Origin of the sequence: Paenibacillus sp. A3, from assembly GCF_001399685.1 — a bacterium.
Taxonomy (GTDB): domain Bacteria; phylum Bacillota; class Bacilli; order Paenibacillales; family NBRC-103111; genus Paenibacillus_G.
In genome coordinates, this window is sequence record NZ_JTHN01000087.1 from 20,757 (window position 1) to 46,736 (window position 25,980).

General features: G+C 40.6%; 18 protein-coding genes and 1 pseudogene. 18 read left to right on the forward strand and 1 reads right to left on the reverse strand.

Going from position 1 to position 25,980, the window contains the following annotated elements; translation table 11 throughout:
• The first annotated feature begins 45 nt into the window (after positions 1-45).
• The 13 genes and pseudogenes from QJ48_RS13505 to QJ48_RS13575 all read left to right on the forward strand — a co-directional run bounded on the left by QJ48_RS13505 (position 46) and on the right by QJ48_RS13575 (position 18,144).
• Positions 46-2,064 carry a glycosyltransferase gene (locus tag QJ48_RS13505; RefSeq protein ID WP_054974098.1) on the forward strand — a complete coding sequence of 673 codons (2,019 nt, stop codon included), beginning with the start codon at positions 46-48 and terminating at the stop codon, positions 2,062-2,064.
• Positions 2,051-3,184: a bifunctional 2-polyprenyl-6-hydroxyphenol methylase/3-demethylubiquinol 3-O-methyltransferase UbiG gene (locus QJ48_RS13510; RefSeq protein WP_054974099.1), complete on the forward strand. Its 1,134-nt coding sequence runs from the start codon at positions 2,051-2,053 to the stop codon at positions 3,182-3,184. Before QJ48_RS13505 ends, QJ48_RS13510 begins: the two co-directional genes overlap by 14 nt.
• Before the next feature lie 24 nt (positions 3,185-3,208).
• A complete protein-coding gene (locus QJ48_RS13515) occupies positions 3,209-5,305 on the forward strand; it encodes a glycosyltransferase (protein WP_082420489.1) in 2,097 nt (698 codons plus the stop codon).
• A complete protein-coding gene (locus QJ48_RS13520; protein WP_054974101.1) occupies positions 5,302-6,102 on the forward strand; it encodes an ABC transporter permease in 801 nt (266 codons plus the stop codon). Before QJ48_RS13515 ends, QJ48_RS13520 begins: the two co-directional genes overlap by 4 nt.
• A complete protein-coding gene (locus tag QJ48_RS13525; RefSeq protein WP_054974102.1) occupies positions 6,092-7,384 on the forward strand; it encodes an ABC transporter ATP-binding protein in 1,293 nt (430 codons plus the stop codon). The genes QJ48_RS13520 and QJ48_RS13525 overlap by 11 nt, the downstream gene beginning before the upstream one ends.
• Positions 7,385-8,240: 856 nt before the next feature.
• Positions 8,241-9,671 (forward strand): HAD hydrolase-like protein, encoded by a 1,431-nt coding sequence (locus tag QJ48_RS13530; RefSeq protein ID WP_082420490.1) that lies wholly within the window; start codon positions 8,241-8,243, stop codon positions 9,669-9,671.
• Positions 9,647-10,312 (forward strand): NTP transferase domain-containing protein, encoded by a 666-nt coding sequence (locus QJ48_RS13535; protein WP_054974104.1) that lies wholly within the window; start codon positions 9,647-9,649, stop codon positions 10,310-10,312. The genes QJ48_RS13530 and QJ48_RS13535 overlap by 25 nt, the downstream gene beginning before the upstream one ends.
• A gap of 20 nt (positions 10,313-10,332) precedes the next feature.
• Positions 10,333-11,916, forward strand: coding sequence for a hypothetical protein (locus QJ48_RS13540; RefSeq protein ID WP_054974105.1), 1,584 nt, complete (start codon positions 10,333-10,335; stop codon positions 11,914-11,916).
• Positions 11,909-12,700: a glycosyltransferase family 2 protein gene (locus tag QJ48_RS13545; protein ID WP_054974106.1), complete on the forward strand. Its 792-nt coding sequence runs from the start codon at positions 11,909-11,911 to the stop codon at positions 12,698-12,700. The genes QJ48_RS13540 and QJ48_RS13545 overlap by 8 nt, the downstream gene beginning before the upstream one ends.
• Positions 12,697-13,164, forward strand: a complete 468-nt coding sequence (locus QJ48_RS13550; protein WP_054974107.1) for a hypothetical protein — start codon at positions 12,697-12,699, stop codon at positions 13,162-13,164. Before QJ48_RS13545 ends, QJ48_RS13550 begins: the two co-directional genes overlap by 4 nt.
• A 290-nt stretch (positions 13,165-13,454) precedes the next feature.
• On the forward strand, positions 13,455-13,673 hold the full coding sequence (tnpB, locus tag QJ48_RS39495; protein WP_082420491.1) for an IS66 family insertion sequence element accessory protein TnpB: 219 nt from the start codon (positions 13,455-13,457) through the stop codon (positions 13,671-13,673).
• Positions 13,674-14,624: 951 nt separating this feature from the next.
• Positions 14,625-15,008 (forward strand): annotated as a pseudogene (locus QJ48_RS39500) (DUF4277 domain-containing protein).
• A 1,726-nt stretch (positions 15,009-16,734) separates the two neighbouring features.
• Entirely contained in the window at positions 16,735-18,144 is a 1,410-nt protein-coding gene (locus tag QJ48_RS13575) for an undecaprenyl-phosphate glucose phosphotransferase (protein WP_054974112.1), read from the forward strand.
• A 728-nt stretch (positions 18,145-18,872) separates the two neighbouring features.
• Here QJ48_RS13575 and QJ48_RS35900 read toward each other — a convergent pair.
• Positions 18,873-19,355: a hypothetical protein gene (locus QJ48_RS35900; protein ID WP_237762907.1), complete on the reverse strand. Its 483-nt coding sequence runs from the start codon at positions 19,353-19,355 to the stop codon at positions 18,873-18,875.
• Positions 19,356-19,717: 362 nt separating this feature from the next.
• Here QJ48_RS35900 and QJ48_RS13580 point away from each other — a divergent pair, with 362 nt between their 5' ends.
• The 5 genes from QJ48_RS13580 to QJ48_RS13600 all read left to right on the forward strand — a co-directional run bounded on the left by QJ48_RS13580 (position 19,718) and on the right by QJ48_RS13600 (position 25,882).
• Entirely contained in the window at positions 19,718-21,127 is a 1,410-nt protein-coding gene (locus QJ48_RS13580) for an outer membrane lipoprotein-sorting protein (protein ID WP_054974113.1), read from the forward strand.
• Between the two features lie 169 nt (positions 21,128-21,296).
• Entirely contained in the window at positions 21,297-22,484 is a 1,188-nt protein-coding gene (alr, locus tag QJ48_RS13585; RefSeq protein WP_054974114.1) for an alanine racemase, read from the forward strand.
• A gap of 473 nt (positions 22,485-22,957) precedes the next feature.
• A complete protein-coding gene (locus tag QJ48_RS13590) occupies positions 22,958-23,239 on the forward strand; it encodes a CopG family ribbon-helix-helix protein (protein ID WP_010494551.1) in 282 nt (93 codons plus the stop codon).
• A 3-nt stretch (positions 23,240-23,242) separates the two neighbouring features.
• Positions 23,243-23,593, forward strand: coding sequence for a type II toxin-antitoxin system PemK/MazF family toxin (locus QJ48_RS13595; protein WP_010494553.1), 351 nt, complete (start codon positions 23,243-23,245; stop codon positions 23,591-23,593).
• 63 nt (positions 23,594-23,656) lie between these two features.
• Positions 23,657-25,882: a Tex family protein gene (locus QJ48_RS13600; RefSeq protein ID WP_054974115.1), complete on the forward strand. Its 2,226-nt coding sequence runs from the start codon at positions 23,657-23,659 to the stop codon at positions 25,880-25,882.
• Positions 25,883-25,980 lie beyond the last annotated feature (98 nt).

Sequence of the window (25,980 nt, forward strand, 5' to 3'; positions counted from 1 at the left end):
TTTTGAATTAGTTTGTATAAACTCACGAAATAGGTGTTCATTACAATGAAAAAGGAATCTCCGTTAGTTTCTGTAGTTATACCTTGTTTTAATTATGGAAACTATATTAAGGAAACCATTGATTCAGTTTTGTCATCGTATTATAACAACATCGAAATAATTGTCGTTAATGATGGTTCGACCGATCAAGAGACATTTGAAGTTCTACAACAACTTGAGTTAAATACAAAATTAAAAATTATACATCAGGATAATAAAGGACTTCCAGCGGCAAGGAACACTGGAATAAGAGAGTCCCTAGGAGAATATATATTACCTTTAGATGCTGATGATCTAATTCAACCTTCTTTTATAACGAAGGGCGTCTGGCTGTTGGAAAAGGAATCGACGATAGGATTTGTTTATTCATTAGTACAATTGTTTGGGGAAATTAATGAGCTCTGGATCACCGAACCCTTTGATCCAGATATACTGTTACATCATAATTATATCCCTGCAACTGCTCTTTATAGAAAAACAATGTGGGAGCAAGTTGGCGGTTATGATGAATCGATGACTATGGGATACGAAGATTGGGAATTTTGGATTAGATCCTTTTCTTTTGGATGGAAGGGGAGAAGAATAAATGAAGCTCTGTTTTTATATCGGAAACATGGCGTTTCAATGTTATCTGACTCAAGATTAAGACATAATGAAATTGTAAGTTATATAAAAGAAAAACATACGAATTTATATACATTTAAGTGGCAATTTAAACTTTGTAATAAATATGTACTACGGAAAAGTTATAAAATAATTTTTAGAGCTTTACAATTCTTTAAAAGTTTTTTGAGGAAGAATAAATATTTGAAAAAATTAAAGAAAGTAAATATAAAACCCTTAAATATAACAACCAACAAAAGTTATAATAAAAAGGTGCTTTATATCTCAGGAAACCAAGATAAAATACAGGTAGTCTATATTCTTCCTTGGCTTAAGGTTGGAGGCGTTGAAAAAGTATTTCTTGATCTGTTTAAAAATATAGATCGAAGCAGATTTTCTATCACTTTAATGACAAGTATAAAAGATGTAAACGAGTGGGAAGATAAATTTAAAGAAGTTGTAGATCAAATATTCCATTTAGCAGCTTTTACTAATGATGAAAATGAAATGGTGCAATTTTTGTTGGATTATGTTAGTGTGAATGAAGTTCAGTGCATTCACATTAGTAATACACAATTTGGATATCGTGTTTCTAAAATATTGAGAAGTTCTTTTCCTAATGTCAAACTATTAGATACTTTGCATATGGAAGAACCTTATGAACCTTGGGACTATTTTAGGTTTAGTCAATCTTTTTCAATAAATTTTCATAAGAGAGTTGTAATTACTCAATTTTTATCAGAAAGACTAGTTGGATTTTATAAAGAGAGTGCCGATAAAGTGGTTGTTATTGAAAATGGAATTAGTATGCAGAATGCTAATTTTAGTGCCAGTGACACAAATGAAAAAAAATATATTGTATTTGCTGGTAGGCTAGTGAAACAAAAACAACCACTATTATTTATAGATATTGCTCACAAACTTCTTGAAATGAAACCCGAAACAAGATTTCTTTTAATTGGTGATGGACCACTTTATAAAAAAGCAAAAGAGAAAATTGTGCGGCTGGGATTGACAAACTCCATAACACTAATGGGCTATCAAGAAAAAGTTAAACAATTATTGCTGGAAAAAGCTTCGATTTTTATTGCGCCATCGTTAATGGAGGGTTTGCCAATAGTAGGGATCGAAGCAATGGCTAGTAAAGCGGCTGTGGTTGCTTCAGACGTTAGAGGTTGGAGTGATTTGATCAGCACAGGAATAAATGGTTTTCTGGTAGCGCAAGATGACATTCATGCTTATGTTGAAATTATTACAAAATTAATGAATGATGATGAATTCAAACAAAAAATAGTATCTAATGCATTCCAAACTGTTATGGAAAAGTACACTGCGGAATCAATGTCTCGTAAGTACCAAGATGTATACGACAAGTTAATACAATCAAATAAAGGAGAGGATTGTTATTATGGATCATATTGAGCGCATGAATCCATTTTTAAATCAAAATGATTTGATGTTTCCTGAACATTATGGCAGATATATGTTCGCTTTGCAATTTTGCAATGATAAAAAAGTTGTCGATTGTTCTTGTGGAAATGGCTATGGTAGCTACTATTTGGCGTTAAATGGCGCAGGATCTGTTGAAGGAATAGATATTTCGAAAGAAGCTATCGATTTTTGTAAAACCCATTACAAAGCAAATAATTTAACATATACTTTGGGCAATGCGCTTGATTTACAATTTATTGAGGATCATTCTGTTGACACATACGTTTGTTTTGAGACTATTGAACATATTGAAGGGGTAGACTCTTTATTAAGTGAAATAAAGAGAGTTTTAAAAAAGGATGGCCGATTAATTATTTCATGTCCAAATGATAATATTTTTAACCCTGATAACCCCTTTCATGTTGATATATATAATAAAAATAAATTTATTAGCTTGGTTGAAAAGTATTTTAGTACCACATCGTTATGGGTGCAAAACAATACTACCGGTACTTCAATAATGAGGCCGGAACATGTACTAGATGCCAGTGTAAATCAATCGGCTGTACTAAGTAATGCACATCCAATAACTCCTAAGGATGATGAACAGGCTGATACATGGATTTTGGTTTGCAGTGATACTGATTTAGAAATACCGTCCGTTCCAGTAATATCATTTTTCACAACATATAGCCAATATGTTAAAGAAGTTCAGGATACCATAAATTCTTTGTATAAAGAAAATCAAAAATTATCAAATGCATGGAATTTTCAAGTTGAGCTTATTAAAAAATTAGAAGATGAAAATTCGAGATTAGCTATCGCTTGGAATGAACAAGTTGAATTTATCAAAAAAATGGAAGCTGAAAACTCTAAATTATCTAAAGCGTGGGAGGAACATACGCAAACAATAACTGAATATTCCCAAACAATTAAAATACACGAAGAGCAATTGAAAGATTATAAATTAGAAAATGAGAAATTGGCCGAGGCTTGGAATAGGCATACCGAATATATTAAAAACTTAGAAGAAAACAATAAAAAACTATCAGAAGCATGGGAAATTCATACGAGTTATATAAAAAAATTAGAAGAAAAATTATCAAAATAATTTCCGATATAAAATTTGAGGTGCATGATGAGAATTTGTTATGTTTCTTTTGAATACCCCCCCCAATTCGGTGGGGGGATTGGTACTTACGTTGGCAATATTAGTCGAAATTTGGCGAGCCAAGGTCATGAAATACATGTATTAACTTTTAATCCTGAAAATTTACCAGATCAAGAAAATATATTAGGTGTGAATGTTCATAGAATTAAAATGGATGGACCGCAGATGGAAGTGATTAACAATGCGGATTCGGCGAATTTGTCAACTCTTTTATATTGGTCACATTATAGTGAAAAAGTGTATTGGAAGTTAAAAGAACTTACTAATCGCTATTCGTTCGATATTGTGGAGTTCTGTGATTATAGAGGCGAAGGTTATTTTTCAATGCTTGCAAAAAGAACTCGTGGAGAGTTCCGAAATACAAAATTAATTGTAAGACTTCATACTCCTCTATTTGTATTAAATAAGTATAATAGCGTAATAAATGATCCAGGCATGGAGCAGCTTGTACAATTCGAAAACTTCTCAATGCTTTTGGCTGATGAAGTTGTCTCCCCATCGAATGTGCTTGCGAAAATGACTGTCCAAGAGCTAGCATTAAAGAAAAACATTGAAATAGTTCCGCACCCGATAGATATTGAGTCTATTGCAATAAATGACTACGTAGATAGTAATACACTTTTATATGTTGGGAGATTAGAATTAAGAAAAGGTGTTAAAGATCTAGTAATCGCCACGATTAATTTAATGACTAAATATCCAGAGCTAGAATTGAAATTTATTGGTGGGGATACTAATTCAGCTCCAGACGGGAGTTCGATGAAGCTTCATCTTCAGTCATTAATTCCAAAAGAACTCAAAAAGAGAGTACATTTTATAGATCGTTTGCCTAGAGAAGAAGTGTTGAAAGAATACAGTAAGTCAAAGGTAAGCATTTTTCCATCACTTTTTGAAAACTTTCCGAATGTTTGTTTGGAGGCGATGGCCTCTTCGGTACCAGTAATTGTATCGGATTTCAGTGGTATGGCTGAAATGGTTGAAGATAAAAAATCCGGTATTATTTTTGAGGCGGGAAATATAAAGGATCTGCTTGAAAAATTAGAATACGTATGTAAGCTTTCTTTTGAGGAACGCAAAAATATGGGCTTACATGCTAGAAAAAGAGTAGAGGATCATTATAGCGTACAAGCTATTAATAAATTACAAGAAAATTATTTTAATAACTTAAAAGGGATTTCCAAAAAGAACAGAAGTACAAATTATGAAAAAGGACTTGTTTCTGTAATTATTCCTTGTTATAACCATGGAAAATTTATTGAAGAAACTATTGAAAGTATTAAGAAAAACACCTATAAAAATTTTGAGATTATAATTGTTAATGACGGATCCACAGATGAGGAAACTTTAAAAGTATTAGACCATGTTGAAAAAAGTGGTGTTAAAGTTCTGCATCAAGAAAATTCCGGTCTATCAGCAGCAAGAAATACAGGTATAAATACTGCTATCGGCGAATTTATCCTTCCTTTAGATGCGGATGATATTATCGATCCTTTATTTTTTGAAAAAACGGTGGAAGCTATTCAAAAAGATGAGAATATAGGATTTGTTTATACTTACGTCCAATTTTTTGGCGCGGCAAGTGGAATATGGAAGACTCCGGAATTTGACCCTAATCTATTATTAATATCTAACCTGTGCGTAGCTTCATCACTATTTCGGCACGATGCCTTTGACCAGATTGGCGGTTATAAAGAAGATATGACTTTTGGTTTTGAGGACTGGGATTTTTGGATTTACATGGTGGAAAATGGTTGGAAAGGAAAGTGCATTCCTGAACCGTTGTTTTTCTACCGCAAACATCAAGAATCTATGTTATCAAATTCTCAGAAAAACCGCTCCTATCTGATTGAAAAACTTGTTGAACATCATTATACAAGCTATCAAAAATCTTTAAGCTACGTCGTAGTGGAAAAGGACAAAATGTTTTTTGATGCTCATATGTCAAACTATTATAATTTTAGCGAATTAAATTCAATAAAAGGATCAAAAGCTTGGAAGTTTGTCATTACTTTTAGAAAAATTAAAGACAGAGTTCGCAAAGTTTTGGGAGGAAGACGATGACGTCTATACTTCGCAATTTATTTAACCATCGCAACTTGTTGTTTCAATTCATTCAAAGAGATATAGTAGCCAGATACAGAGGATCTTATTTAGGGTTGGTTTGGACACTCATTCAACCTCTCGTAATGTTAGTTGTTTACTCCTTCGTATTCTCGGTTATATTTAAGGTGAAATGGGGAAATGCAGAGGGGGTTTCTAAACTCGATTTTGCAATGGTTACCTTTGCAGGGCTAATTATATTTCAAATTTTCTCGGAACCGATGTACCGATCAACGGCTATCCTATCTGCAAATAGTAACTATGTTAAAAGAGTTGTTTTCCCGCTTGAAATTCTTCCTACATCTGCAGTATTCAGTTCTTTTGTGCTTAACTGTTTTAGTATGGCAATTCTTTTTGGTGCTTTAATATTTTATCAATATCCAGTGGGATGGAATGCTCTTTTCCTTCCCGTAATCTTGATCCCATTGTTGTTGTTTACATTAGGGTTTAGTTATATAGTAACCACATTAGGAATATTTTTTAAAGACTTGGGGCAAGCAATGAGTATTATTATGAATATTTTGTTTTATATTTCGCCTGTTTTTTATCCTATTACTGCTGTCCCAAAAGAATTTCAGATTTATATGATGTTTAACCCGCTTACTTTTTTTGTTGAATCTTTTAGAGCGGTGGTTATTTATAATAGTCAGCCTAATTGGAGTAATTATTGTGTATTACTTGCAATCAGTATCGTGATCTTTATATTTGGGAGTACTTTGTTTAACAAAACTAAGGAGACGTTTTCAGATGTCATCTGATGTAGTTATTGATGTTAAGAATATTACAAAAATTTATAAAATGTATGATAAACCTTCTGATCGCATGGTAGAATGGCTATTTGGAACCAAACGAGGGAAGGAAGTAGTATCGCTTAATGATATTTCGTTTCAAGTAAAAAAAGGACAGACCGTTGGTATAATTGGTCGAAACGGAGCTGGTAAATCGACTATTCTACAAATTATAGCGGGAACACTCTCTCCCAGTTCCGGAACTGTATCGATTCGAGGGCGCGTAGTAGCTTTGCTTGAGTTGGGTGCAGGATTCAACATGGAGTTTACAGGAGAAGAAAATGTATTTTTGTATGGATCTATACTTGGGCTCACAAAACAAGAAATAAAACAACGATATAAACAAATATTAGATTTTGCAGAAATCGGAGATTTTATTAATTATCCCGTTAAAACATATTCGTCGGGTATGTTTGTTCGGCTTGCCTTTGCAGTGGCAATCAATGTTAACCCTGAAATCTTAATAGTAGATGAAGCTCTTAGTGTAGGAGATGTTCAGTTTCAACACAAATGTATGGCTAAATTAAGGGAGCTTCAACGTAATGGTTGTACAATACTATTTGTAAGTCATGATATTGATTCTGTAAAAAGTTTGTGTGATTATGCAATCCTCTTATACAAAGGAAAGTTGCACTCTCAAGGGATAGCAGCCGATATTGCTAGTAATTATATGGAACTTATACACCTTGAGCAACTAGAAAAAAGGACTAGCCAAAATCTAAATTCTAATTCCGTTTATAAAGTGGAAGATGACAGTCTAGATTGGTCTTTGGAAACTTTTGAGGGCTCTGAAAGACATGGATTAGGTGAGGGGAAATTCGTTAGAGTTTTATTAGAAGATGCTTCAGGAAGAGCTCTTGACAATATAGAGTTTGGTGAAAAGCTAAATGTTAAGTTGCTTGTAGAATATTTTAATGATGTTTCCACCGAAATTAACGTTGGTTTATTATTCCGCGATGATAAAGGTATTGATATGCTAGGAGATGATAGTTGGAATCATAAGGTATTACTACCTCCCGGTAAGCAAGGTTCAAGATTTATACTTAATTTTGAATTTCCAAATGTTTGTTTAAAACCAGGCACTTATTCTGTAACTGTAGCATTAGGAGCTATGAGTGAAGATCACTTAACTTGGAATGATTATTATTATGACTGGATCGATAGGGCAAAGATTTTAACAGTGAGAAATAAAGAAAATATAAGAGTATGGAGTAAGGTATTGTTACCTGCAAAAGTATATATTGAGAACTAGATGCTATTTATTATTTGGAATCCGCGGCTAAGAACGTAAAAAAAGATATCGAAGCTAGACAATAAGGGTGTCTCTCATTTTCATAAGAATACGTGCTTATAACCAAGAATTTTTTTGAAATAAAGATGCCCTTTTTCGTGCATAATAGATGTGAGATGAATCTTAATTATTTAAAGATGAGAATCTGCTTGGTGAAGCGGCAGCGCAGGCATCGTGGATAACCATTAGGTTCATCGTCCCGAGCTGGTCATTCGCATTCGCTTCGCTTACTGCGGAACAGTTCTATAGTAGAGCCGGAATCGAGCGCTTCTGTAGCTTGTCGCAAAGAGGACCTCCGACTTTTAACGATCGCGAGCGGAACGGCGATATTCTCTCACGAACGGTCAGATTGTTGAGCAAGAAGCTACTCTTGAAAGATAAGGTCTACCTTGAGAGAATTGAACGTGCAGTTGAGATGGACATAGCCCCTTTTTACCCAATTAAGATATAAGCCCCTCACATATCACAATAGGCATGTATTTTGTTTAGGGCCGAAAGGCTTAACCAAAAGAAGGAAAATGATGTGTATGGTAACCATCTATTTCAAAAAGGACAGATGTCCTTCGCGGTTTAGTTCACAGGGTACACCATTAAAAAGCTGCGTGTTTATTCCAATTACAATCCTTACGAGTTATGGAAGATAGAAAAACCACTAACCCTTTGACGAAACCATTTGCATGCTGGGGTTACGGTTAAAAACCGTGGATTTTTAGTTATTAATCTTCGACAAAGACTCTATATTGTTTGCAGTTTGTTGCAGTGTTTTTGCTGTAAGTTTTTATTATGCTTATTAAATAGGCAGTTCTCATGTTTAATTATGTCGGTATTAGAAGAACTATGTCGTTTACCTTTACTATTAAATGCTGTATTCTTAGAGAAGGTAAATATTATAAATTGGATACGGGGTAGAGAAGGTATGCATATAAATTTAGTTGATTTTGATCAAGTACTCTTTTATACAAGAGAAGCATTAACAAAGGCATATCAGGAAGCATTCCGTATACACGGATTTGTTATTTCAGAACAGCAGTTAATTGAGATTGAGGGACAATCCATTGTGCAGCTGTTCGATAATTTAAATATTCATGATGAGCATTTGCGTTCGGAAATACGCCGATTTAAAAAAGAAAATTACAAGACTTATTTTAAGTATATCATTCCTAATATTGATCTACTTTCTCTTCCTAATAAGGTAATTGTTTCGAATGCTAGCAGCGAAGATATCGCTGATATACTTACATACTATAATATTACAGATGTCATGGGAATTATCGGCAGAGACAAGGTTAAAAAATTAAAACCTCACCCAGATCCATATCTGCAAGCTATGAATTCATTTCCTGCAACCAGTTATACAATATATGAAGATAGTGATACCGGTTTAGCTGCTGCTAAAGCTGCAATGCAATCTGTGGAATATAAACATAAGATTAATATTGTAAAAGTAGATTTACAAATTACTGAGTTCAAAGGTGGCAGTGGGCAATTAATCCGTAAACTTAATAATAAGATTGACAAAATTACCACTACCAATTCTGCTTTACTGACATTAAAGAGAAACAAAGTTCCTGTTCCTGAGATATATTTCTCAAATGATGAAAAGATTATTATGGAATATGTAGAAGGTGACCTGTTATATAACCAATATACTAACGAAAAACACTTTAAAAAATTGATGGAACTGCAAGGAAATATAAGGAAGATACATTATATTAACGGCTGTTCAACAACAACATATATTGAAAGGTTAAAAGATCACAGTAAGTATTTTTCAGCCGACCCCGAACTAACTTATATTTTTAATTATTGCTGTAAATCGTTGTTAGAACATCAGGAGCTTTTTAATAATGAGAGATCTTTTTGCCATGGGGACTTCACTCTCTCCAATATCATTGTAAAAGACGATAAACTTGTTGTAATAGATCCTAATATTAATGATAATGCGATGAGCAGTTGGCTGTTAGATATCTCTAAACTTCTACAGTCCACTAGAGGTTATGAGTATATCTTCGGTATTTCAAAGAATGAGAATCGACCAGAGTTAATCAAGTTGCGGAAAAGCATCATGACTTCTCTTTCTCCCGAGCTTATCCCCCTTGTAGAAACACTTGAATTAAGTCATTGGTTAAGAATGTTAAGGTATAAAAAGGAAATTGGTCATAATGATTTTATTAAAGCCCGAGATATCACTATAGAAATTTTAAAGGAGTTGGAATCCGAAACATGGCAGACTCAGCTGTTATACTAGCAGGTGGACTAAGTACTAGATATGGAAAAAATAAAATACTCGAAATATTCAAAGGGAAAACTCTAATTGATTTTAGTTTGGAATTTTGTGATGAAAATAATATTGAGAAAAAAGTTGTTGTTTATTATGACGAATCTATTGCTAACTACATAAGTGAAAAACATTATAATCAGATAGAAAATGGTCAACTTGTCCTTGTCAAACGGCCAGATTCGCCCGAAGGGACTGGGATGTCCCTAAGAACTGGCGCCGACTTCGCTGGTGATCGATTCGTCGTTTTGTTTGGTGATAACTATTATAAGGGAAAATTAAATGACACTTCTGATCTAAATATAGCCACGTACTTGAGTAAAGAAGAAGACGAAAAAAATCTTCGTTTTGCTGCAATTGTTGATAATAAAATTATTGAAAAGCCACATACTTACTCAAGTGGTCTGTTTTTCACCGGATATATGATTCTCAATAAAAACGACATTCTAAGCCAACCTATAATCTTATCTAAAAGAGGCGAAGTCGAAATCACAGATATTTTTAATAATTGTGTAAATAAAAAGGTTAAAGAGTTGGACATATCGTGGGAAGAGATCACATATATAGAAGATTATAATAAAATGGAATCTTATATTTATAAAAATATCTAAAAAACAATAAGGTGCTTATTATGAAGCTTTTAAGATATGGTATATTTGCCATAATTGCAATTCTAGCGGTATTTCTATCTTTTTACACGGAAAAGTTCTTCATGGTTGGACAACCAGCCCAAATTTTCACATACTATTCTTCCAAAGTTATTTACTTTTTCTATATATTTTTCAGTCTCAGTTTTCTTTTTAACTTTGGTTCATTTTTAAAGAAAAAAGACCCGTTTTATCTTAAATGGGGACGTTATTTTATTTTTCATCTAATCCCATTGCTAATTGCACTAATTTTTTCATGGCCCGGTATCTTTGTATGGGATGAATTTTGGATTTATGAATGTGCAAGTAAATTTATACTAGATAACTGGCAGTCCTATCTTAGCGTTTACTATTATATTATTAATCTTTATATCTTCCCTTCGATCGGGACTATCGTGCTAGCTCATATTATTATATTTTCTTTTGTTAGCTCTTGGATCCTTACTCACTTGACAATAACTTTAACTAATCACAAATTCAAATGGTTACTGCTACTTTTAACTGGGATTGCAGTCGTATCGCCAGCTATTTTGTTTAATACTTTAATGACCTACAGAAGTTCGATTCTTGCGACCTTGGAATTGTTACTTTGCGGATTACTGTACTTCTCAGCTCAAAAGAAAATACACATTAATCCACCTAAATTAGCATTAATTTGTTTGCTGACCGTTCTACTTTCTGTTTGGCGTAAAGAAGGAATATACCACTTACTTCTTGTTTCAATGTTCTTACTTATTTTCTGCCGCCATTATCTAAATCGTAAGGCTTTGATAAGCTTTTTCATTGCTATTATAGGAGGATATTTTACCTTAGATGTTGCGTACTCCTACTTTTTTAGCCAACAACATACTTCAATGAAGTACGAGTTAACAGCATATATGAACCCTCTATCGATCATTCTTGCGGATAAAGATTCATCTATTGATGGTAGAACCATAGAAGTTTTTAATAAAGTTATTGATGTTGAGAAAACTAAACAACTTTCTTATCATTACGAAACACCCAGTTTTTGGAACAATGGTGTCAGAGATAACTTCACAGCCGATGATTTCAATGATTTTAAAAAAGCATATTGGAAAACTGTTTGGGCCAATAAAGACATTTTTGTTACAGCTCGATTAAGAACCATGCTTGGAGCATCAGGATTTTCACTCAAGGGTTATTACTCAGCCAATGGAATTTATAATTATTTGATTGGCGTGGACAATAGAGAGAATGCTAAAAAGACTGTTCTCGAACATAAAGTGAATTTTCCTATTAGTCTATGGACAAGTTCAAAAATAGTCACTTACCTGGAGTATTCCAAGAGGCATTCGATTATTTTTTGGAATTTTATTCCTCTTGTTTTGATTCTATTGATTATTTTTATTAGGGAGTTCAGTTTGAGAAATCCCTCTATATGGATAATTTGCATTATTTTGGCTAGGATTCCAATATTGTTTATTCTCGAGCCGGGAAGCTATTTTATGTATTACTATCCAATGTATTTAAGCGGAACTTACTTGCTCTTCTTCTATTTAGTTGATAAAACTAGTCATTTTTTAGCCAGAGGTGGTTCACATGGATAAAATATTATTGTTTATCCCGATGTATAATTGCCAAGCACAAATTTATAGAGTATTGGAAAAAGTAAGCAAGTCGTCGGTTTATGATTTAATTACCGAAATTATTGTTATAGATAATCACTCAAAAGACGATTCGTTAAGGGTAGCACAAGAAGCTATTAATAGATTTCAGATGAGTAAGTGCTCATTAATTCAAAATATACAAAATGTAGGTCTTGGCGGATCACATAAATCAGCATTCAAATATGCTCAGACTCATAACTTTGATTACCTTATCGTTTTGCATGGGGACGATCAAGGTGACATTAACGATTTTTTGAAAATAATAAAAAATAAGCTTTATCAAAAATATGATGCGATACTTGGTTCAAGATTTTCCAAAGGGTCCAGAACAGTGGGCTATTCTAAATTCCGGATTTTTGGTAACCATGTTTTTAATACATTGTTTTCTATGATTTGTTTCAAAAAAATCAATGATTTAGGCTCCGGATTAAATATGTATAAAGTATCGGGTTTAAAATATTCTTTAACCTTCCCAGATAATCTTATATTTAATGTCTTTATGTTAATGGCGCATGTTTCATATAGACAAAATATTATTTTTGTTCCAATAACTTGGAAAGAGGAGGATCAAATTTCAAACGTAAAAATGTTTAGTCAGACTCTTGAGATGACTAAATATATACTTAAATATTTTTTGTATCGCAAGTCTTTTTTGAATATGGAACATAGAACAACACAGGTTTCCGATTATAATTATAATTTAATTTATCGGATAAATGTATGAAAAAGCTTGTTATAAAATTATGGTCATCTCAATTTTTCCGTTTTTTGGTAGTTGGCGGTTTTAACGTTGTTTTTGGCTATGGGCTTACAATTATCCTTTTAAAGTTATTGCAAAACTTTGGATTTAATCAAAATATTGTATGTTTTGGACTGGTTATTGATATACCAATTCTGGCTAGTACACTAATTGGAATTCCATTAGCTTATACAACGCAAACACTAGTAGCTTTTCGGGAAAAATGGAAGCTTACAAGGATGCTTTATTATCCAATAACCATGATACCAAATGTATTAATCCAACAAATAACGTACTTTTATATGGAACGATTAATTAACCAATTATCACCGCTCGCTTACAGCACATATATCTCTTATGCCATTGCAACGATTGCTCCAATACCGGTCATGTTTATTATGGTTAAATTTATTGTCACGAATAAAAAAAAGATTATTCATACAGGTTAGTAGATGATTGTAGTGGTTTTTATCTAAACATTCATGACCCCATGGTTCGTAACCTCGTATGAAAATTGTTCTATCTAGTGGCATCCAGCAATTTCGGTTTGAACTTTCAAGGATAATGGAATCAGGGCAGGGGATTGGGAAGTTCGAAATTTTTATAGTTGTATTTGATCAGAACCCGAGTTCTAAACGGACAACATAGACGGTTTGGAGTACCGATCTTGTTGCCGCGGGCACGTATATCAAATTACCCTGAATTTCGAAAGCCCAGGGTCTCAGTAATTGCATAGGCGATCAACGAAAAAACAACTGTAAATAACAGGGGCAATTTACACTCGGTCCATTTTCCTAGGTGCTGTTCGTGTTTTGCAAACCGTAGACGCGAAAAGCTTAAAATCTTGCACTGGGATCATGCGGGCTTCAGGCTGTACTACCGCAGACTGGAACGCGGCACGTTTCAGTGGCCTGCTGGCGGTAGCGCTCCGTTGTGTCTCACCCCGCGGGAACTGTGATGTTACTCGATGGCTTGTCGCTTCTCCAGCGGCAGGCTCACCCTCATGGCCTGCCAGAAGCAGCTATTTAATCCTCATCAGCAGGTTTGGCAAAGGACTGTCGATTTTATTTTGTATGAAAACAGACCTTACCCTGGAACAACTCCGGCAGCACAACGTGAGCTGGAGCAAAAAAATATAAAATAAGCTCGTTAGTTGGCCGAATTGTCGGCTAAATTCAAGTAGTATGATTTTCTGCTGGCACAGCAGAAGCACTTTGGCACTTCAAGCGAGAAGACGCATCCATCAAGTAGAGCTGAATCTGTTTAACGAAGCGGAAATGATCGTTGCGCCTGAACCGGAGTCCGAGAAGGAAGCCTACGTATGAACGCCGCAAAACGAGCGGCAAGCGGGCAGAGCCTGTACGGCAGGTTTATGCTTGCCGTCGCTGAGAGTGCCATGAGCTAACTGCAAACTCCGATCGTGACCGACCTGATGCCTCGTCCGGTCTATTCGGGCTACCAACAAGAGTAAGTTTGGGCTATCCCCTATCACTGCAAACGCGGATAAATCCATGCACAACCCCCTGTTGGCTCACTTTTTTAAGGGATGACCACGTACAGAGAAATCGTTACTTTCCTTCGAATGCGCCAATTGCGTATACACATCCATTTAGAGGAACGTATGGACACATTAATTATCCATTGTGCCGGAACGGACGTACATCAAGAATGTATTGTCGCTCTGATCCATCACAGGCGATGCCTCCGTCGTTGAGATCCGAACCTTTTTTATCATAATAAGGAACTTGTTCGCACCCCTGCAATAGCTCGAATCCGAAGGAGCTACTCAAATCGCTATGGAAAGCACCGGTATTTTACAATGAGGGCTACTTTAACCTCAACACTGTTCTGGAATACGTCCTGAAAAGCAATAAAGGACGGTGAGCTCATGATTCTACCTACCGAACAAATGCAACAAGTCATTCAAGTGGGGAGTTCGAGTATCATTGCCTATTTCTGCGATCAACTACATGTCGTCGAACACATCAATGCGAGTGTGAAAATAGGCCCCCCTCGATCGGAAATGTCCCTCGGCGAAGTGATCAAGGCGCTGATCATCAATTTGCTCGTCCTCTGAGAGCCGCTCTATCGGATCGAATCGTTTTATGAGCACATGAACAATCCCCAACTCTTCGGAAAGCCGTTGCAGGCGAAGGATTTCCACGGCGACCGTCTCGGCGCTGCGCTGGAAAAGCTGGCAAAAAGCGATCTTTCCGCGTCTATCAGGAGGCAGTATTGTCATCGATCAAGTGCACGTGTCCTTGCAGATGATCCTGAATGTTGCGAGTGCTGACGCCTTAGGCATACAGGGCGATGATCTATCGTACGGATTTGATTGGTCATGCCCATTTTGAAAGGGATAGAGGACTGCCATTGTCGTTCATGGCGAATTCTGTTTGTTGTTTTCAAGAATTTCGACATTTTCTAATCGGCGGAGTATGGGTTATTGAAAGAGGTAAACGCAATCCTATTCAGCTTAGCTGGAAGTACGGCATAGAGTCTGCGCCAAAATAAGCTTATTTTTGAATCGCTATACTTAGGAAGCTTTAGGATATCACAAGATTGCCTGATTGGGTTATCTTTCTATCCAACTATTTCTCGACAAGAACTTTTCAGTGTCTAATTTTAACTTGACTGTTGTAAATCTCGGTTTCAAAGCCCAAAAAGGGCATACGGGTAGAGTACAAGGCGAAGTGGTTTTTTAGGATATGAGTTTCAGACGCCTTAAAATGTCGAACAAAGGTTTTTGGGCTACTGCCTGTTCATACACATAGACGATCAACTGCCCAAAATGCTCTTGCCGAATTCGTCTGACTACATCCCCGAGCGTAAGAAGCTCGTTTGGTGTTGACCACTTGGCTCGTTGCAGTTCCAAGAAGTTTTGCGTCAATAACTGAATCTCCCAAAATCGCTCGATCGCCTGAAACGATCACAACTGGTACTCGTCAAAGCCTAACATTTCCTTGAAATGCCGATACCGGTTTCGATGTGCCGACGCACGTCATAATAGCGCAAGATGGCCACGACATCCAGGCTCTTATCCTTGCAAGGGAGACAAAAAGGTGACTTGGTCCGACGCAAATTCGGTTTGCCAAGAAAAAAGGACATTGACGTTTTCGATGTCTGCCACGGGGCCTTCATATTCATAAATCCAGTACCGTCCCTGATTCTCCACCTACATCAGCTCATCCTCCAAAGCAGGATAAGCCTCGATCATTTCGACGGCAAGATCGTTCTTGCTTTTTTGCCTATACTGCTGGCAGTATTCCTTCCGAAAGTAAGGATGGAAATCCCATGCGAAGGAGCGAGGCGCTGGTAACGACGTGAGAAATCACGACACACCAGCGGCTTTTGCCATCGTCATGGGCGAAGTAAAAGTCCAGTCCTTCCATCCGTTTTTGTGGTCGCGTCTTTTTTTGTAGCATGCATCGTCGATGATGAGGAAGACCAGGCTTCGCTCGTCACCATTCATTTTGCGGGAAAGTTGGATCCATTCGAGTAAAAAATTGCATGCGCCGCCGCTACATCCGATTTTGGCACCAAGGCTACTCTTTCAAAAAACAAGTCATGCAGCAACGTCGCGGTATTGATCCGCCGAGTTTCGAATTCGAGTGATCGTTTTGCCGCCTTCGCGAAGAATGAGGCTATATATATGATAGCGATCAAATGTTCCGTTGCGGACGGGATAAGTGAAGTGCAAAAACGAACTTGACGATAGCGGTATACAAGGTTACCATGAGAATTGGAAATCTACTTTTCTTGGAAATTGGTGTGGTAACCAAGAATTTCGCTGAAAAGGACGACGTCCATCTTTTTATTTTCGCTTCGATATTTGTTCCCTTTTGTTTACTTTTACTGACTCATTTCGACGACTATTTTTTGCAAGACTCGAGTAATAAAGTTTTATTTGAAAAATAGCAAATTATTGTGCAATATATTAAGTAAATATCCTTGAATGATTACATGCAACTTTCAGCTGTGGAAAAGCGTATATAACTTTAGCTTTGTGAGGTGAGTAAATGGTACGTCAGAGCCAAGGATTTTTGTCACAAATTTATTCTTTAACTGATTTTATTTGTGTGCAGCTAATTTTCTTGTTTTCATGGTGGATTAAATTTAAAAGTGGATTGATTCCGTTTGATGGTGATCGACTCCCTTTTCAAAATTATGTAGTATGGGGCTTAATTTACGGTGGAATCGCAATTTTTCTAAGTTACGCCTTTAATTTCTACACCCCGAAACGAAGAAAAAAATTTTCTTATGAATTATTCACTATTATTCAAGTTTACACAATAAGCTTACTTATTTTGCTAAGTTTTCTGTTCATATTTAAGGCAATTGATATTTCGCGTTCGTTTCTTTTCTTATTTTTAGTAAATAGCATACTGGCCATCAGCTTTTACCGCTATATCCTTAAGACATCTTTGAAACGTTTGAGGCAGAAGGGATATAACAAACAATTCGTATTAATTCTGGGGGCAGGTTCGATCGGGAAAAAGTTCTATCGGAATTTATTACAGTATCCCGAATTAGGGTATGAAGTAGTGGGTTTCCTGGATGATTATCAAGACTGTCATGAGACCGGCTTTGAAACCTACAAGCCCATCCTTGGACGAGTCGATGAACTTGAGGCTATTCTGGAAAAGACACTAATTGACGAAGTTATTATTGCTTTGCCATTGGATGCTCACCATAAGTTCGGAAAAATTATCAATACTTGTGAGAAGGCCGGGGTTAAAACGTTAATCATTCCTGATTATTTTGATTATCTTCCGTCCAGACCGTATTTCGATAACTTTGCAGGCATTCCGTTAATTAACGTTAGGGATATTCCGTTGGATGAATTCAGAAATCGCTTTTTCAAACGTGCCTTTGATATTGCATTTTCGTTAGCTGCAATCCTTATTACGCTGCCATTATTAATCCTTATTGCAATTGGTGTGAAGATTACTTCTCCGGGTCCTGTTATTTTTAAGCAAGAACGTGTCGGGTTAAACAGACGGAATTTTATGATGTATAAATTTCGTTCGATGCGAGTACAAAATGAAAAGTCTTCCGATACACAATGGACTACAGAGAATGACCCGCGCAAAACGAAGTTCGGTACGTTCTTAAGGAAAACGAGCTTGGATGAACTGCCGCAATTTTTCAACGTATTGTTCGGGCATATGAGTGTCGTAGGGCCCCGGCCTGAACGGCCTTATTTCGTCGAGCAATTTAAGGAAGAAATTCCGAAGTACATGGTGAAGCATCATATTCGCCCCGGAATTACCGGCTGGGCTCAGTCCAACGGGCTGCGTGGCGATACATCCATAGAGGATCGGATTAAGTACGATATTTTCTACATTGAGAACTGGAGCTTTTTGTTCGATATCAAGATTATTTGGAAGACGATTATCAATGGCTTTGTTAATAAAAATGCATATTAATTAAATGTCAATAAATGTATTGGAAAGAGTGAGTGAAGTTATATTTATCATTTATTAGGAGCACCGACTCTTCTGAGTCGGTGCTCCGTTCTTGTTTACGTATGCTAATATTAGTGGCTTCCCTGCAATGTAGTAAGTTGGGAGATGGCTATAAGTTCAGGAGATCAAGGATGAGTAAAATAAACGAACTATAGGGGGCTGTGAGTTTCTTGCGGCATAAACCGAATACAGTGGTGGCGAGAAAAATTGATAAGGAGCTAATCATAAGCTCATCCAAAATTGGTTTAAAGCAGGGGTGATTGAATGCTTGGCAATAAAATGATTCCCGGTTTGGTACAGGCAATGTATCTTTATCGGCTTTTTTAGTAGTTTTTCGAAACCTGTGGAAAATAATTTTCAGATGGCTTCCGAAGTATAAATCATTTTGTTTGTACGATAAAAACAACCAGCTTAGTTTATATGCATAACAGGCTCTGAGCCATTCCGCCCCTCGCTCAAAGACAGCTGGAAATAAGAGGAGGAGTGGACTACATTAAACCGCTGGCGAAATTACCTAGACCTTATCAAACGTAAACGGGGAGGCGGCCTAGGCCGATAGACGTGAACGGAGTACCGAATTGGCTACAGATTTGAATCGACGTATACGGAGATGGGAAATTAACGAAATCTCGCGGCCAAAAATAACCGCGAGATAATTATCCTTTTGTTTATACTAAGTAAATATGCAATTAATTTGGAAAAATGTAACCTTCAATACCTTCAAGAGTGTACCCGTTGCTGCCTGATCTCAGTTCGTTGAAGTCGGTAGTGTAATAATGATCTGTACCATTGTAATATCTGAAAAGAGGAGTAGTGCCGTTATGTGGTTGTGCATAGATATATCCTTCAGTTCCTTCGAGAGAATAGTCATTATATCTGCTGCCTAAATATGAGACAGTATAAAAGTGATCTGTACCATTATAATATCTGTAAAATGGTGTAGTGTCTGGTTGTTGTTCCCGGAAAACATAACCTTGAATGCCTTGATAAGTATAACCGTACTTTCCGTTTCCAAGTGGCTCAAAAGACGTAATGTAGAAATGATCTAAGCCGTTGAAGTATTTGTAAAGTCCTACAGTTCCCGCAGGGGCTGCTTTAGTTGAGTTTACAATGAAAATACTGGAGAGTACTGTGAAAAGAATTATAAGCGGAATTGTAAATTTTTTAAACACCTTTAGATCCCTCCACATGTTTTTAGTAATAGCAATAAACCTATTGCTAACTGGCCAGTTAACGCTTTAATTATTTCATAAAAAAGTAAATAATTCAATATATTCTTATTTAAACAAAAATTTATATAATAATATTTAAAATAACCCTTTTCTTTATGGAGACTATGAAGAGGGAGTCCAAAGCTTTCCTTGATCGCTCTAAGCAATTGAAAGGAAAAGTATACATTAAGTTTCCAACTCCTATAACCAATCGGTTATAGGAGTTTTTATTTCCTCGCCAAACCTTGTCTGCATAATTGGCCAAGTCCCCACATAGACATGATATCAATCTGGATTGATTATGTGGTGGAGGGGATGAGACGATGCGGCGGTTCACGTGGGTGGTGGCCCTTGTGATGGTTTGTTTAAGCCTGGTAGTGTCCGGGTGCGGCAAAAAGGATGCAGGATCGGTAGTAAAGGAATTGGACGGTGTGATGAGCAAGCTGCAGAGCTATCACGGAAAAGGGCAGATGACGCTGCGTACGGGGCAGGATCCTCAGGAATACGACGTGGAGGTTAGCTTTCAGGCCCCTTCATTTTACCGGATCTCGCTGACGAATGCGAAGAAGGATATTACGCAAATTGTGCTGCGCAACGATGACGGGGTATTCGTACTGACGCCGCATTTGAACAAAAGCTTCCGTTTCCAAAGCGATTGGCCGGAAAATCAAGGGCAAGTTTACTTATATCAGTCGCTCGTCCAAAGCATTCTAATGGACAATGAACGGCATTTTACATCGGACGAGAAGGCCTATGTCTTCGATGTAGTGGCGAATTACCAGAACGGCTCCCTGGCGCGGCAGAAGGTGTGGTTGGACAAGAGAAACTACGCCCCGCAGCATGTCGAAGTGTCGGATGCCAACTCCAATGTGATGGTCATTGTAAAATTCGATCAATTTGAATTTGGTACGAAGTTTGAGAAGGATCAATTTGATATGCAGCGCAATATGACGGGCTGGAACCTGAAGACACTGCCAACGATGACGCAAGGAGATTCGAAAACCGGCGAGAAATCGGGAGCGACCGATTTCAAGGCCGGTACTGAGGCAGCTAGTGGCAATGTAGGGACCGGAATGAAGGGAACCGCTCAGGAAACAGGCGGCAAAGGAACGGCAGCGGGACAAGGATCGGGAACTGATGCAAAGGGCGACGCAGCGGGCAAGGGCAAGGAGGTTTCAGCGGGAGCGGCAGCTGGTAACGCTACAGGGACGGGAACAAGCGGAACCTCTAAGGGAGAAGGATCAGGAGCCGATGCGAAGAACAACGCAGCGGGCACGAGCAAAGGCAATACAGCAGGCGCAGCAGCCGGAGACGGCAAAGGTACTTCCGATTCCAGTGCTACCAACGGGGCGCAAGCGGCAGCTACAGGCACTAAAAAGGATACTTCCAAGCAGCAGTCGTTCGGCATCATCGAACCGCGTTACATGCCGAGCGGCGTGAAGAAACAAGACGTAACAGAGCTTAAACTGGGCGAAGAACAAGCGATTATGCTCCGTTACTCCGGCAAATATAACTATACGTTGGTGGAGTCGCGTCCACAGGTACAGACGGTGTCGATCTTACCGGGGGATATTTTGGATTTGGGCTTTACGCTCGGCGTTGTAACCGGGGATGCGAAGAAAACATTGACCTGGACCTACGACGGCATCGAATTCCGCTTATCTACAGGGGACTTGCCGGCGACGGAGATGATTAAGGTGGCCCAAGCGGTGCAAGGGGAAATCGGAAAATAATAACCAAAAACTGACGGATGCGATGTTACTATTTTGTTCGTTGACAGGGTCGACGGTACGCATTACCATGATCATATGAATTTTTAAGTGGGAAGCTTCTTTACAGGTGCAAGCTGTGGCCTCGTAAGCGGCTTCCCTTGATTTTATGAGACCGAAGAAGGTGGATCAGGTGGATTCGTTTTACCGGCCGACCCGGGTGGAAATTTCATTGGATGCGCTGCGCCATAATTTGGGCGAGTTTCGGCGGGTGCTTCCGGAACATGTAAGCATGATGGCAGTCGTCAAGGCGGACGCCTACGGACACGGAGCGGTAGAGGTATGCCGGGAGGCGCTCCAATGCGGCGTGGAATATATTGCGGTCGCTTTTTTGGATGAGGGTTTGGAGCTTCGGCAAGCAGGCATTACAGCCCCGATCCTCGTATTGGGCTATACGCCTCCGGAAGGGCTGGAAACCGCATGGGCCAATGAGATTACGCTCAATATATATACCCATGAGCTGCTGGACGCGTGGGAACGATTAGGGGCTAAAGATCGCCCGTTAAATATTCATATTAAGATCGACTCCGGAATGAACCGGCTCGGCTTAACGGATGCGGAAGAAGCGATCGCGCTGATTGAACGGGCGATGCGGACACCGGGGATTCGAGTGGAAGGGTTGTTTACCCATTTTGCTTGTGCGGACGAAACCGATAAGAGCTATACGCTCGAGCAGTACGGCCGATTCGAGCGGGTCGTCGATTATTTTACACAAAAAGGAATTCAATTTCCGTACGTTCACGCCGGGAACAGCGCTGCGGGGATCGATACGCCGAATTTATCCTTTAACATGGTACGGCTCGGGATCGCGATGTACGGATTGTACCCGTCCGAAGAAGTGAATAAGCAGCAGATTGATCTGCAGCCGGTGATGAGCATCAAATCCAGCGTCGTCATGGTAAAGCAAGTGCCTGAGGGTTCAGGGATCAGCTACGGCATCGTTTACCGGACGCAGGGTGAAGAGACGATTGCGACGCTGCCGATCGGGTATGCGGACGGCTTTTCCCGGATGCTGACCGGCAAGGCGCAAGTGTTGATTCGGGGGCGGCGCGTCCCCGTAGTAGGTAGAATTTGTATGGACCAATGCATGCTGAATGTATCTGAAATGCCTGATATCCAAATGGGCGAAGAAGTGGTTATCCTCGGATGCCAGGGTGAAGACCGGATTACGGCGGAGGAACACGCGGCCTGGCTCGGAACGATCAATTACGAGGTCGTCTGCATGATTTCGCACCGGGTGCCTCGCGTGTATATGAAGGGTGGCTGTGCAGCCCGGTCAGTGAATCCGCTGCTGCGCCACGTATGGGAGCCGGAGGCATAACAAAGGCTCCAAGCATTCAAACAGGCCTCCGACTCGATAGTCTCGGCGTTGTGCCGGTCGACAAGGTGCCTGTTTGCCAAGGGTGTGACGCTGAGACGGGAAGCGGCAGGCGGAAAATTGTGGCTCTGTGTTACTGGCTGGGAGCAAGCATTTTAAGGAATGCCGCCAGAAGCTTTCAAAGCAGAGGCTAAATGCCCGTCCCAAAGGCTCCGTTGCCTCTACAAACTCTTCGCGGGTAGCCATACTTTTTGTCCAAAAAAAGAACTGGGCGCATTTTCCATTGAATTTTTTCTCCTAACATGAGAGGATTTTCTTGGTTTGCCGCGAATAAGTATAGAGGCAAAATGCGGCGAAGCGCGTCAAGGTATAACATATTTGCTATACCTTCGGCATATATTGATTTTGTATATTTTATCTGGAAGTTTGCCATAATGGAAATAGGTTCTTGTATGTTTTTGGGGGTGCATGTATACGTGGCGGGTGCGCATAACACGAAGCGAATCATGATCAGCTTGCCGGACTATTTGCTGCAGGAGGTCGATCATCTGGTGGAGAAGGAAAATTCCAACCGCAGCGAGTTTATCCGTCAGGCGATGAAGCTTTACTTGTTGGAGCGTAAGAAACGGCATTTGCGCGAATCGATGCAGCGCGGCTATATGGAAATGGCTAAGATCAACCTGAACATGGCCTCGGAAGCGTTTCAGGCGGAGGAAGAAGCGGACAATACGCTGGACCGCCTGGTAAGCGGGGTGTGACGCTTGATTGTCAAACGTGGCGATGTTTTTTTCGCGGATCTTTCACCGGTCGTCGGTTCGGAGCAGGGCGGCATTCGGCCCGTACTGATCATTCAGAATGATATCGGCAATCGCTTCAGTCCTACGGTGATCGTAGCGGCGATTACGGCGCAGATTCAGAAAGCCAAGCTGCCGACGCATGTGGAGATTGACGCGGAAGCGCACGGTTTTGACAGGGATTCGGTCATCCTGCTGGAGCAGATTCGGACCATCGATAAGCAGCGCCTGACGGACAAAATCACGCACTTGGATGAGGAAACCATGCGCAAGGTCGATGAAGCTTTGCAAATAAGCGTAGGTCTGATTGAGTTTTAACAAGCTGACGAGGCGGGGGTATGGGTGCCCTCGCTTTTTTATGTCTGGGAGGAGAAAAGTCGGATGGCAAAAGAGCAAGCGGGACAGACAGAAGAAGTTCGGGCGGTTGTGGAGCTGACGGAAGAGATGAAAGCGGCGATTCAGGAGCGCATTCTGAAGCAGATCGCTTCCGAGCTGCAAATTGCGGCGGGGCGGGTGAAGACGACGGTCGGCCTGCTGGATGAGGGGAATACGATTCCTTTTATCGCGCGGTACCGGAAAGAAATGACCGGAGAGCTCGACGAAAATCAGCTGCGGGACATCGAAGAGCGGCTGACGTATCTGCGCAATCTGGAGGACCGGAAGCTGGAGGTCCTCCGCCTGATCGACGAGCAGGGCAAGCTGACGGCCGAGCTGCGAACGGCGATTGAGCAGTCGGCCAAGCTGCAGGAAGTCGAGGACTTGTACCGCCCGTACCGGCAAAAGCGCAAGACGCGCGCCAGCGTGGCAAAGGAGAAAGGGCTTGAGCCTCTCGCTCTCTGGATTCAGACGCAGCCTAAGCAGGGCGAGCTGCTTGCGGAAGCAGGCAAGTATGTAAGCGAGGAGAAAGGCGTCCAGACGGCCGAGGAAGCCGTACAAGGCGCGATGGATATCCTCGCGGAGCAAATCGCCGACGATGCGAAAATCAGGGCTTGGGTGCGCCGTCATACGTTTGAGCAGGGCATCCTGCGGACCGAAGCCAAGGACGCCGAGCAGGAATCCGTCTACGAGATGTACTACAGCTATCAGGAGCCGGTCCGCAAGCTGCCGCCGCACCGGATTCTGGCGATCAACCGCGGAGAGCGGGAAGAAGTGCTGAAGGTGGCGCTGGACGTTCCTGTCGAGCGGATTCACGAGTATATCGCGAAGCAAGTGATCAAGGGGCCTTCTATCGTTCGAGACACGCTGACGGCTGTCATTGAAGATGCGTACAAACGGCTGATCGCCTCGTCCATTGAGCGGGAAGTGCGCAATGAAATGACGGAGAAAGCCGAGGAAAAAGCGATCGAGGTATTCGCCGAAAATCTGCGCAATCTGCTGCTTCAACCGCCGGTCAAAGGCAAGGTGGTGCTCGGCGTGGACCCCGCGTACCGGACAGGCTGCAAGCTTGCCGTCGTCGACGATACGGGGAAAATGCTGGAGATTGCCGTCACGTACCCAACGCCGCCGAACAACAAAATAGCGGAAGCGAAAGCGACGTTCAAGCGTCTGATCGACGCTTATGGCGTCGAATTGATCGTCATCGGCAACGGGACGGCGTCCCGCGAGACGGAGCAGTTCGTAGCCGAGCTCATCGGCGAGATCAAGGCACGGAAGCTGCAGTATTTGATCGTCAACGAAGCGGGGGCGAGCGTCTACTCGGCGTCCAAGCTGGCCCAGACCGAGTTCCCGGACTTGGACGTGGCGGAGCGGAGCGCGATCTCCATTGCGCGGCGGCTGCAGGACCCGCTCGCGGAGCTGGTCAAAATCGAGCCAAAAGCGATCGGCGTCGGCCAATACCAGCATGACGTGACGCAAAAAAGGCTCGAAGAGAGCCTGAAGTTCGTCGTCGAGTCGGCGGTGAACCACGTGGGCGTAGACGTGAACACGGCGTCGCCGTCGCTGCTGTCCTATGTTTCGGGCGTTAACAGCACGCTTGCCAAAAATATTGTAAAATACCGCGACGACAACGGGAAATTTACAAGCCGGGCGCAGCTGCAAAAGGTTCCGCGGCTCGGGGCGAAGGCGTTCGAGCAGTGCGTCGGCTTTTTGCGGATCGCAGACGGCAGTAATCCGCTGGACAACACGCCGATCCATCCGGAGTCGTATGACGTGGTGGACAAGCTGTTCCGCGAGCTGAAGCTGGAGCTGTCGCAGCTTGGCAGTGCCGAGCTCAAAGCGATGCTGCAGAGCCTGGAGCCGGAAGAGCTAGCTCCGAAGCTTGGCGTCGGGGTGCCGACGCTGCGCGATATTCTCGATTCGCTGCAAAGGCCGGGACGCGACCCGCGTGAGGAGCTGCCGGCGCCGATTTTCCGTACGGACGTGCTGCAGATCGAAGATTTGAAGCCGGGCATGGAATTACAGGGAACTGTGCGCAACGTGATCGACTTCGGCGCTTTTGTCGATATTGGCATCAAAAACGACGGGCTCGTTCATATATCGCAGTTGAGCAATTCCTACGTGAAGCATCCAATGGACGTCGTGTCCGTAGGGGATGTCGTGACGGTATGGGTGCTCAACGTCGACCTGAAGAAGGGCCGCGTCGGGCTGACGATGAAAAAGCCTTCTTAAGCATAAAATAGAGCATAAGCCGGAGAAAAGGGATGTCGCGGAAGCCGCGTCCTTCGCTCTGGCGTATGCTCTATTTGTTTTTGAGCGTGAGCTCATCT

Coding starts and splice junctions, on each gene's coding strand:
- QJ48_RS13505 (WP_054974098.1), top strand. CDS start 46: ATGAAAAAGGAATCTCCGTTAGTTTCTGTAGTTATACCTTGTTTTAAT.
- QJ48_RS13510 (WP_054974099.1), top strand. CDS start 2,051: ATGGATCATATTGAGCGCATGAATCCATTTTTAAATCAAAATGATTTG.
- QJ48_RS13515 (WP_082420489.1), top strand. CDS start 3,209: ATGATGAGAATTTGTTATGTTTCTTTTGAATACCCCCCCCAATTCGGT.
- QJ48_RS13520 (WP_054974101.1), top strand. CDS start 5,302: ATGACGTCTATACTTCGCAATTTATTTAACCATCGCAACTTGTTGTTT.
- QJ48_RS13525 (WP_054974102.1), top strand. CDS start 6,092: ATGTCATCTGATGTAGTTATTGATGTTAAGAATATTACAAAAATTTAT.
- QJ48_RS13530 (WP_082420490.1), top strand. CDS start 8,241: ATGTCGGTATTAGAAGAACTATGTCGTTTACCTTTACTATTAAATGCT.
- QJ48_RS13535 (WP_054974104.1), top strand. CDS start 9,647: ATGGCAGACTCAGCTGTTATACTAGCAGGTGGACTAAGTACTAGATAT.
- QJ48_RS13540 (WP_054974105.1), top strand. CDS start 10,333: ATGAAGCTTTTAAGATATGGTATATTTGCCATAATTGCAATTCTAGCG.
- QJ48_RS13545 (WP_054974106.1), top strand. CDS start 11,909: ATGGATAAAATATTATTGTTTATCCCGATGTATAATTGCCAAGCACAA.
- QJ48_RS13550 (WP_054974107.1), top strand. CDS start 12,697: ATGAAAAAGCTTGTTATAAAATTATGGTCATCTCAATTTTTCCGTTTT.
- QJ48_RS13575 (WP_054974112.1), top strand. CDS start 16,735: ATGGTACGTCAGAGCCAAGGATTTTTGTCACAAATTTATTCTTTAACT.
- QJ48_RS13580 (WP_054974113.1), top strand. CDS start 19,718: ATGCGGCGGTTCACGTGGGTGGTGGCCCTTGTGATGGTTTGTTTAAGC.
- QJ48_RS13600 (WP_054974115.1), top strand. CDS start 23,657: ATGGCAAAAGAGCAAGCGGGACAGACAGAAGAAGTTCGGGCGGTTGTG.